8 protein-coding genes are annotated in these 10,357 nt (G+C 60.6%); 6 read left to right on the top strand and 2 right to left on the bottom strand.

Features of this window, described 5'->3' with window-relative positions; all coding sequences use genetic code 11:
* Positions 1-89: 89 nt before the first annotated feature.
* The 4 genes from BFQ04_RS16870 to BFQ04_RS16855 are packed head-to-tail and all read left to right on the top strand — an operon-like array spanning position 90 to position 6,154.
* Positions 90-1,967 carry a putative bifunctional diguanylate cyclase/phosphodiesterase gene (locus BFQ04_RS16870; RefSeq protein ID WP_065951783.1) on the top strand — a complete coding sequence of 626 codons (1,878 nt, stop codon included), beginning with the start codon at positions 90-92 and terminating at the stop codon, positions 1,965-1,967.
* Between the two features lie 19 nt (positions 1,968-1,986).
* Positions 1,987-2,955 (top strand): cytochrome-c peroxidase, encoded by a 969-nt coding sequence (locus tag BFQ04_RS16865; RefSeq protein WP_065951782.1) that lies wholly within the window; start codon positions 1,987-1,989, stop codon positions 2,953-2,955.
* Complete coding sequence (locus tag BFQ04_RS16860; RefSeq protein ID WP_232790535.1) at positions 2,952-4,778, top strand: DAHL domain-containing protein; 1,827 nt, start codon at positions 2,952-2,954, stop codon at positions 4,776-4,778. The genes BFQ04_RS16865 and BFQ04_RS16860 overlap by 4 nt, the downstream gene beginning before the upstream one ends.
* Positions 4,775-6,154, top strand: coding sequence for an ATP-binding protein (locus BFQ04_RS16855; RefSeq protein ID WP_065951780.1), 1,380 nt, complete (start codon positions 4,775-4,777; stop codon positions 6,152-6,154). The genes BFQ04_RS16860 and BFQ04_RS16855 overlap by 4 nt, the downstream gene beginning before the upstream one ends.
* A 19-nt stretch (positions 6,155-6,173) precedes the next feature.
* Here the strand turns inward: BFQ04_RS16855 and BFQ04_RS16850 are convergent, their stop codons facing one another.
* Together BFQ04_RS16850 and BFQ04_RS16845 are read right to left on the bottom strand one after the other, a co-directional pair.
* Positions 6,174-6,446 (bottom strand): type B 50S ribosomal protein L31, encoded by a 273-nt coding sequence (locus tag BFQ04_RS16850; RefSeq protein WP_065951779.1) that lies wholly within the window; start codon positions 6,444-6,446, stop codon positions 6,174-6,176.
* Between the two features lie 106 nt (positions 6,447-6,552).
* Positions 6,553-7,107: a hypothetical protein gene (locus tag BFQ04_RS16845; protein ID WP_139111939.1), complete on the bottom strand. Its 555-nt coding sequence runs from the start codon at positions 7,105-7,107 to the stop codon at positions 6,553-6,555.
* 112 nt (positions 7,108-7,219) lie between these two features.
* On the opposite strand from BFQ04_RS16845, the gene BFQ04_RS16840 reads away from it, so the two are divergent.
* Positions 7,220-8,839, top strand: a complete 1,620-nt coding sequence (locus BFQ04_RS16840; RefSeq protein WP_065951777.1) for an FMN-binding glutamate synthase family protein — start codon at positions 7,220-7,222, stop codon at positions 8,837-8,839.
* Between the two features lie 174 nt (positions 8,840-9,013).
* Entirely contained in the window at positions 9,014-10,144 is a 1,131-nt protein-coding gene (locus tag BFQ04_RS16835) for an OpgC family protein (protein WP_065951776.1), read from the top strand.
* The last annotated feature ends 213 nt before the right edge of the window (positions 10,145-10,357 follow it).

The raw sequence follows: 10,357 nt of genomic DNA, 5'->3' as shown, positions 1-10,357 counted from the left end.
CTGTCACAGCAGATGTGCACGTCGTTCAGCTGTAGCACCACGGAAGGAATCGTTATGCCTTCGAACCTTTTGCAGCTGCGGAGCGCGCCATGAATCCGGACTCGGCACGCGCCAACCGTCGCATACTCATCGTCGATGACACCGCTTCGATCCACCAGGACTTTCGCAAAATCCTCTGTGCCGACGAGTATGGCGAGCCCTCCCTCGATGCCCTGGAATCAGCCCTGTTCGGCACTGCCGCGCCAGTACGCCAGGCTTTTGAGCTGGACTCCGCCTACCAGGGCCAGGAAGCGCTTGCGCTGGTAAACAAGGCACTGGAGGCCAAGGCTCCCTACGCCATGGTGTTTATCGACATGCGCATGCCCCCCGGCTGGGATGGGCTGCACACCATCGAACAGCTGTGGGACGTCGATCCCAACCTGCAAATAGCGTTGTGCACCGCCTATTCCGACTACTCCTTCGAGGCCATCGAAGCGCGCCTGAAATACGAAGATCAGTGGCTGATCCTGAAAAAACCCTTCGACGCTCTGGAAATCCGCCAGATGGCCAATGCGCTGACCTGGAAATGGCAACTGGCCCAGGACGCCGCGCTCAAGGTGATCGGCCTGGAATGCACCATCGAAGAACGCGTACAGGAACTGCTCAAGGTCTCGCACCTGTTGCACTACGACGCCTTGACCGAGCTGCCCAACAGCACGCTGCTCGGTGATCGGTTGACCCAGGCCATCGCCCTGGGCCGGCGGCATGACACGCAACTGGCGGTGATGTTTATCGGGCTCGACCGCTTCAAGCGCATCAACAATGCCCTGGGTTACCCGGCGGGCGACGAGGTGCTCCAACAAGTGAGCCAAAGCCTGGTGGCCACGGTGCGCGCGTCGGACTCGGTGTTTCGCTACGGCGCCGACGAGTTCGTGATTGTGCTCAACGACATCCTGCATCCCCAGCAAACCCAGCTTATTGCGCGAAAGGTACTCAATGCCGTCAGCACGACGCGTCACGTCGCGGGCCATGACCTGAGCGTGACCGCGAGCGTGGGGATCAGCATTTACCCCAACGACGCCAGCAACGCGGTGGGGTTGGTCAAACAGGCTGAAACCGCCATGCGCACCTGCAAGGAACGCGGCCAGAATGACTTCAGTTTTTATACCGAAGACATGAACCTGCGCGCCCGGCACCAGCAAAACCTGGAGAGCGCGATCCGCCAGGCGCTGGAACGCGATGAGTTCGTGGTGCACTACCAGCCCAAGCTGAATCTGGACTCCGGGCGCATCGTCGGCGCGGAGGCGCTGACACGTTGGTGCCGACCCACCGGCTGGGTCAGCCCGGCCGAATTCATTCCGATCGCCGAAGACAGCGGTCTGATCGTGCGCCTGACCCAGTGGGTACTGCGCCAGGCCTGCCTACAAGCCCAAGCCTGGCGCGAGATGGACCTGGCGCCGCTGTGCATGTCGGTGAATATCTCGGCAATCGACCTTCGCCAACGGGACTTCGTCGATAACCTGGTTGCCATCCTGAAAGAGACCGGCCTGCCGCCCACTCAACTGGAACTGAAAATCACCGAGAGCGTGCTGATGCAGAATGTCGACGAAACCGTCGATACCCTGCAAAAGATCAAGGCCATGGGCGTGCGCCTGGCCCTGGATGATTTCGGCACCGGCTACTCCAGCATCACCTACTTGCGGCGCTTTCCCATCGATGTGCTGAAAATCGACCAGTCCTTCGTGCGCGGACTCAGTGTAAATAACCAGGATGAACAACTGATCAGCGCTATCATCGGCATGGGCAAGAACCTGGAGCTGAACATCATTGCCGAAGGCGTGGAAACCGTCGAACAACTGAATTTCCTGAAAGCCAGGCACTGTGAAGAAGCTCAGGGTTTTCTCTTCAGCAAGGCGTTGCCGTCCAACGATTTCGTCCAGTTGCTGCAAGCGGACTGCGCGACACTGATGCCCGATCAATCGCCCTAGGCCTGCAAGGAGTGCTCGCTTGAGCAACATTTCCAATCACCGTTTGGGTCTGATGCTGGTGTTGTGCGTGGGCACCGGCGCGCCGCTATCAGCCGCGCCGCTGAACGAAGCGCTCAAGCCCTTGCCGACGGTGCCAGTACTGGACCCGGCCAAGGTCGAGCTGGGTCGCCAGCTGTTCAACGAGCCGCGCTTGTCGGTCAACAACAGGTTGTCCTGCGCCAGCTGCCACTCGCTGGAAGCGGGCGGGGCCGACAACAAACCGTTCTCCATCGGCTTTGACGGCAAACCGGTGGAGCTCAACACCCCATCGGTATTCAACGCCAGCCTGAACTTCAAACAGTTCTGGAATGGTCGGGTGGACACGCTGGAAGCCCAGGTCGAACAAGTCGTGATCAGCCCGGTGGAAATGGGCAGCGACTGGCAAACCGTAGTGCGCAATCTCTCTGCCCTGCCCGCCTACCAGAACGCATTCAAGCAGGCGTACCCCGATGGCGTCAGCGCCGCCAATGTGCAAAACGCACTGGCAACTTACGAGCGCACGCTGCTGACGCCCAATTCGCGGTTTGACCAATACCTGCTGGGTAACACCGAGATCCTGACCACGCGGGAAAAGTACGGCTACCAGCGTTTCAAGGACTATGGCTGCATCGCCTGCCACCAGGGCGTGAACATCGGCGGCAACATGTTTCAGAAATTCGGCGTGATGGGCGATTACTTCACGGCCCGCGGCAATCCGGTCGAGGCGGACCTGGGCCGCTACCTGCTGACCCAGGACGAAGAGGACCGCCATGTGTTCAAGGTGCCCAGCCTGCGCAATGTAGCCGTCACCGCCCCCTACTTCCACGACGCCTCGGCCAAGACCCTGGAAGAAGCGGTTGACGTGATGTTCAAGTACCAGTTGGGGCGCACCCCTTCCCAGGAAGACAAGGACCTGATTGTGCAGTTTCTCAAGACCTTGACCGGCGAATGGGCGGGCAAGCCGCTATGAGACGACTGACACGCCTGTATCGCCGCCGCGCCAGCCAAGTGTTGCTGGGCCTGATGACCTTGTTGCTCGCCTCCACGCTGGTGTTTTTGTACCTCAAGTCCTCACGCGACCAGGCGGCCACCTACACCCAGTCACGGGACTTGATCCGCCAGCTCCAGCAGCTCAATGCGCAATGGGACAGCGAAGTGCTCAAGGCGCGGATCGCAATCACTCACGACTACGATCCGCTGGTCATGCCACTGACGGAAATGACCCGCATCTGGGCAGAACTCGACAGTCGCGACACCTACCACAGCGCTACCGACCTGCCGGGTTGGCAGGCCAGCCGGGCGGCGTATCAGACGGCCATCCAGGAAAAAGCCCGGCTGGTGGACCAGTTCAAATCCCACAACGCCGTGCTGCGCAACTCACTGGCGTTTCTGCCGACCGCCGAAGATGACATCCAGGCCCAATTCAACGCCATTGACGATGAAGGCCGGCTGCAACTGCAAGGCGTGGCCACCGACACCTACGACCTGCTGCTCAGCAGCCTGGAGTTCGCCCAGGTCACCAGCGACGAGCGCGCCGCCGATATCCTGGTGGGCCTGGGCAAACTGGCGATCAACAAACAGAGCCTGCCCAGTGAGTTCCAGGCGCCGGTGGATATCCTCAGCAACCATATTTCGCTGATCCTGCGCGAACAGCCGGTGGTCAACAGCCTGCTTGAGCGGATTGCCGCCGTGCCCGTGGCCGAGCGCCTCGACGCGCTGACCACCCACCTCAATCAGGAGCAGCAGGCCACCGACCTCGTCAATCATCGATACCATCGCTACCTTTTAGTGTTCTCGACGTTGCTGGTGGTGCTGCTGCTCTACCTGGCCGTGCGCCTGCTGCGCAGTTTCGCCGAGATCAACCGCGTCAACCGCGCCTTGCAGTCGGCCAACGAAACCCTGGAGCACCGGGTGGAACGCCGCACGCAACAACTCAAGGATGCCCAGAGCGAGCTGCTGGACAGTGCCCGCCAGGCGGGCATGGCGGAGATCGCCACCAATGTGCTGCACAACGTCGGCAACGTGCTCAACAGTGTGAATATTTCCGCCGACCTGGTCAGCCGCACACTGCGCAGCAGCAAGGCCCAGGGCCTGGGCAAAGCCATGCAACTGATCAACGCGCATCAGGGCGACCTGGGCACCTTTCTCACCGAGGATGAAAAGGGCAAATTGCTGCCGGGCTACCTCAACCAACTGGTGGAGGCGATTGCCATCGAGCAGCACGGCATGAGCGAGGAGTTGACGCAACTGAGCAAGAGCGTCGACCACATCAAGGACATCGTTTCAACCCAACAATCCTATGCCGGCGCTTCCTCGTTGCTTGAACCGGTCGATATCGGCGCGCTGATGGACGACGCCTTGCGCATGAACGCCGGCGCGCTGAGCCGCCACCATGTCACGGTGGTCAAGCAGTACGCGCCGGTGCCGCAGATCCTGGGAGACAAACATCGGCTGCTGCTGATCATGGTCAACCTGATCAGCAACGCCAAGTACGCCATGTCCACGCTGTCCGAACGGCCACGGCAAATCACCCTGACGGTCGAGCAGACAGCTGACGCCAGGCTTCAGATCAGTGTCAAGGACGATGGCGAAGGCATACCGGCCGAGAACATGACGCGGATCTTCACCCACGGGTTTACCACCCGCAAGGAAGGCCACGGCTTCGGCCTGCACAGCTGCGCGCTGGCCGCCGTGGAAATGCACGGCCAGCTCACAGCCCACAGCGACGGGCCGGGCCTTGGCGCGGTGTTTACCTTGACGATTCCCTTGACCCTTGCAGGAAGTACCGTATGAACCAGCCTCCCAACCGGCGCATCCTGCTGATCGATGACACCCCCTCCATTCATGAGGATTTTCGCAAGATCCTGATGCCCAGCGCGCCAACCAACCAGGCGCTGGACGATATGGAGTTGGCGCTGTTCGGCGACACCGCCACACCGCAAGCCGAGGCGTTCGAACTGCATTGTGCCTATGGCGGCGAAGAGGGCCTGGGTTTGCTGATGAGCGCCATGGCGCAGCAGCGCCCTTATGCGCTGGCTTTCGTTGACATGCGCATGCCCCAAGGCTGGGACGGCGTGAAGACCATCGAGCAACTGTGGAAAGTCGCCCCTGACCTGCAAGTGGTGGTATGCACCGCCTACTCGGATTACTCCTGGGACGACCTGCTGTCTCGCCTGCACGCTTATGACCGCTTGCTGATCCTGAAAAAACCGTTCGACAACATTGAAGTCCAGCAAATGGCCAATACCCTGGCCAATAAATGGGACATGGCCCGGCGTGCTTCCCTGCAAACGCTGCAGTTGGAGCGACTGGTGGAACAACGCACCCAGGCGCTGCAACTGGAAATCAACGAGCGCAAGCACCTGGAAAGCCAACTGGTGCAGTCGGAGAAGCTCGCATCGCTGGGGCAACTTGCCGCTGGCGTCGCCCATGAGATCAACAATCCGGTGGGTTTCATTTCATCCAACCTCAGCACCCTGGAGCGCTATTTCAACCAGCTGCAACAGATGCTGGAGGCGTATCAGCACAGCGAAGCGTTGATCGTGCAACAGGACCCGCGCGACCGGCTCGAGGCATTGCGCACGGCGCTGGAACTGGACTTTCTCAGGGAAGACATTCCAGTGCTGATCCGTGAGTCCAAGGAGGGTATTGGCCGCGTGGTACAGATCGTCAAGGACCTGAAGAACTTCTCGCGGGTGGATAACGACCAGACGTGGCAGTTCGCCAACCTGCAACACGGCATCGATTCGACGCTGAACATCGTCGCCAGCGAACTCAAGTACAAGGCCGATGTGATCAAGCACTACACGCCGCTGCCGGACATCGAATGCCTGGCCTCGCAGCTCAACCAGGTGGTGATGAACCTGGTGATCAACGCCGCCCAGGCCATGGGGCCGGAGCGCGGCACCATCACCATCAGCAACGGCGTGGAGGGCGACACTATCTGGCTGGAAGTGGCGGACAACGGCTGCGGCATTGCCGCCGACACCGTGCAGAAGATTTTCGACCCGTTCTTCACCACCAAGCCGGTGGGCGAAGGCACTGGGCTGGGACTTTCACTGTCCTACGGCATCGTCAAGAAACACCGGGGGGATATCTCGGTCAGCAGTGAGCTGGGCAAAGGGACGACATTTCGCGTGGTGCTGCCGATCCGGCAGACGGCGGCGTAGGGCACGCCGCCGGCCGTTCTTATTCGTCGGCTTTTTTCGGGCTCGAGCCAAACGACGCGAAGCGCTTGTTGAACCCGGCGATCCGGCCTTCGACCTGGGTCTTGCGTTGCTGGCCGGTATAGATCGGGTGTGAAGCACTCGAGACGTCCAGCGGGATGTACGGGTAGGTGTTGCCATCGCTGTGTTGATGGGTGCGATCGCTGTCGGCGGTGGAGCCGATCAGGAAGAACACGTCGGCGGCGGTGTCGTGGAACAGCACGGTGCGGTAGTCGGGATGGATACCAGCTTTCATTAGGCCTCCGGGGCGTCTGGGTGTTTTAATATGTTATACAGTAACACTAATTAAACACCTAAACGAGAACGGATTGCAATAGCCCATTGCCCGATCGAACCTGTTGTCACGGTTTTTTGGCGCTTAGCGCAGTGGCCAGGCCTACCGCGTCCGACGCCTCGTGCAATCCGGTTTTGACGGCGCTGGGCGTGGCGTCGTTCTTTCTCACCGCGTCGAAGTAGCCTTTGGCTACGGCCTTGTAATCCCCTGTGGCCGCGCCGACAAGCGCCTGGTCAAAACCATCTGCGCAGGTTTTGTTGAACCCGGCCAGTGCGCCACTGACAGCGCTTTCGCCGTTGGACTTGGCCTTTGCAATGCCCAACAACACGTTACTCATGCCTGGGATAAACCACAGATTCTTGCCGGCCTCGGCGGCAAACCGCTGAAGTTTTCCCGGTTGAGTGCCGTCGCGGTTCACGCGGGAAGCCTCGTCTGGAGCAGGTTTGTTCCGCTGCTCGGGTTGAGCGACAGACTGTTCACGGCCGATCGCCAGAGGCAGGCCTTGATTGACAATGGGAGGGGCGGAAACAGCAGACGAGATCGGCATGGGCGATGACTCCAGATGCATGAAAAAGCGGGCGTCCTGTACCGATAGTGGCCGCGGTCCCCCCAACAGTTCCATGGCTTGCGCCTGTGCGCCTGCCGCGACAGGGCCTTCAATCCTTGTCGCTTGTTTGGGTACAGGCGCAGAATGCCGGATCGACCTCAAGAGTCCGAACCAAGGAAAAAACCGTATGAGCCTGTCGTTACTAAGCCGTTACGCGTTCTTTGCCGCATGCATCATATTCACCCTGGCCAGCCTGCCCTTTATCGAACACGAGTGGCTGTGGCCCATCACGATAATCACCGGACTCCTCAGCCTGATCGGCATTTTCGACCTGCTGCAAAGCCCCCACGCCGTGCGCCGCAACTACCCGATCCTGGGCAATATCCGTTACCTGGTGGAAGCCATCCGCCCGGAAATCCGCCAGTACCTGCTCGAATCCGACAGCGATGCCCTGCCCTTCTCCCGGGCCCAGCGCTCGCTGGTGTATTCGCGTGCCAAGAACGAAACCGCCGATAAACCATTCGGCACCTTGATCGATGTGTATCAGTCGGGCTTCGAGTTCATCGGCCACTCCATGCGGCCCGCACCGTTGAGCGACCCCAGCGCCTTTCGCGTGATAGTCGGTGGCCCGCAGTGCACACAGCCGTACTCGGCGTCGGTGTTCAATATTTCGGCGATGAGCTTCGGCTCGCTCAGTGCCAATGCGATCCGCGCGCTGAACCAGGGCGCCAAACTTGGTAATTTCGCCCATGACACCGGCGAAGGCAGCATCAGCCCCTACCACCGCGAAAACGGCGGCGACCTCACGTGGGAACTGGGCAGCGGCTACTTCGGCTGTCGCACCAGCGATGGCCGTTTCGACCCGCAACGCTTTGCCGTGCAAGCGCAGGACCCGCAAGTGCGCATGATCGAAATCAAGATGAGTCAGGGCGCCAAGCCCGGTCATGGCGGGATTTTGCCCAAGCACAAAGTCACCCGGGAAATCGCCGACACCCGCGGCATCCTGATGGGCGAAGACTGTATTTCACCGTCGCGCCACAGTGCATTTTCCACGCCCATCGAGCTGATGCAATTCATCGCCCAACTGCGTGAGCTGTCCGGCGGCAAACCGGTGGGTTTCAAGTTCTGCCTGGGCCACCCGTGGGAGTTCATGGGCATTGCCAAGGCCATGCTCGAAACCGGCATCCTTCCGGACTTTATCGTGGTCGACGGCAAGGAAGGCGGTACCGGCGCCGCCCCCGTGGAGTTCACCGACCACATTGGCGTGCCGCTGCGCGAGGGCCTGCTATTCGTGCACAACACGTTGGTGGGCCTGAACCTGCGCGACAAGATCAAGCTCGGCGCCAGCGGCAAGATCGTCAGTGCCTTCGACATTGCCAGTGTGCTGGCCATCGGCGCCGACTGGGCCAACTCGGCGCGCGGCTTTATGTTCGCCATCGGCTGCATCCAGTCGCAGTCGTGTCACACCAACAAATGCCCGACCGGTGTCGCCACCCAGGACCCGCTGCGCCAAAGAGCGCTGGTGGTGCCGGACAAGGCCCAGCGGGTATTCAACTTCCACCGCAACACCCTCCATGCCCTGGCGGAAATGCTCGCCGCCGCCGGGCTGGATCATCCGTCGCAGCTGTCGGCCAAGCACTTGGTGCGGCGCATGTCGGCAACCGAGATCAAACTGTTCTCGCAGTTGCATGTGTTCCTCAAACCGGGCGAGTTGCTCACCGGCGAGGTCAACGGCGAGTTCTATTCGCGGATGTGGCAGATGGCGCGGGCAGATAGCTTTGAGCCGCATGAAGTGGCCGCTGCCTGATTCATCCAGTGGATGCCTGCCCGGACGCCGGGCAGGCCATCGAGACATTCGGTAATACCCAGCCTTTGCAATTGCTTACAAATACCGCCAACCTGCGCCCGCCCGACGCGTGGCGTACAAAAACGCCTGCGCTCGCTAATCTTCATTCAACAACTTGTTCAAGAGCCCGCAGCCATGCTGAACGGACGCGACCCGCGCATCGATTTTTTTCGTGGCCTGGCGTTGATCTTCATTTTCTGGGATCACGTGCCCCACAACCCCCTGGCCAATGTCACCGTGCAGAACTTCGGGTTCAGTGACGCCGCCGAAATCTTCGTCTTCCTGGCCGGCTACGCGGCGGTGCTGGCGTACGGCAAGATCCTGCAGCGCGACGGCTACCTCATCGCCTGCCTGAAAATCCTGCGCCGGGTGTGGACGCTCTACGTGGTGCATATTTTTCTGCTGGCGCTGTTGATGGGCATCGTGATTTTCGCCAACAGCCATATCGAAACCCGTGACCTGGTGCAGGAGATGGGCCTGGAGTATTTCCTCAACAATACCCAGCAGGCCCTGGTCGATGAGTTGCTGCTGCGCTTCAAACCCAACCTGACCGACCCGTTGCCCCTGTATATCGTGCTGATTCTCAGCCTGCCGCTCACGCTGCCCTTGCTGTTGCGTGTGCCCAGGGTGGCGGTGGGCATTTCTGTGACGGTCTACCTGCTGGCGCCCTGGCAGGGCTGGAACCTGCCGGCCAGCAACGGCGGGGTGTGGTATTTCAACCCGATCACCTGGCAATGCCTGTTTATCCTTGGCGGCGCAGCGGCCTTGCGTGCGGCGCGCCCGATTGAACAGCGCCCCCTGCTGCGTCAACCGTTGTTCATCGCGGCTGCGGCTTATGTGGTGACGACGTGCCTGATCACCCTGTCGTGGCGCTGGCCCGAAGTGCACGATGCCTGGATGCCGCGCCTGATCGGCGAATGGCTGTACCCCATCAGCAAGACCGACCTGTCACCCGCGCGTTTGCTGCACTTCCTGGCGCTGGCTTATGTCACCGCGAAATTGCTCCCCGGTGTCGGCTGGACGCAACAGTGGTTGGCACGGCAACTGGCGCGAATGGGGCGCTATTCCCTGGAAGTATTTTGCCTGGGTGTGGTACTGGCGCCGTTGGCGGACATGGTCAATGCGCTGACCGGCGATACCTTCGCCCTGCAGGTATTCACCGCGCTGGTCGGGGCCGCCATGATGATTGCGTTTGCCGCGTGGCTGGACTTCAACAAGCAACTGGACCAGCGCAGGGCCGCTGCGCTCCAGCCGCCGGCTGTCTAGCGGCTCTTTCCAAAATGGGAGCGGGCAAGCCTTAATGCCAGTAGTTAAGCGAACAAAACATAGGTATCGACAACCCCGTAGCGCTCAACCGTAACCACGATGCGAAGCGAGTCGCTCTTGCTCTTGATCTTGATCTTGATCTGCTTTTGATCTTAGGCGCCCCGTTAAACCACGCTGGCCGAACGCAGGCTTGAATTCGTGGGTAACCCGGCA

This window comes from Pseudomonas sp. 37 R 15, from assembly GCF_900004865.1.
Taxonomy (GTDB): Bacteria; Pseudomonadota; Gammaproteobacteria; order Pseudomonadales; family Pseudomonadaceae; genus Aquipseudomonas; species Aquipseudomonas fluorescens_AM.
The sequence above is the reverse complement of the archived record's forward strand: the minus strand, read 5'-3'. Positions and strand labels throughout refer to the sequence as shown.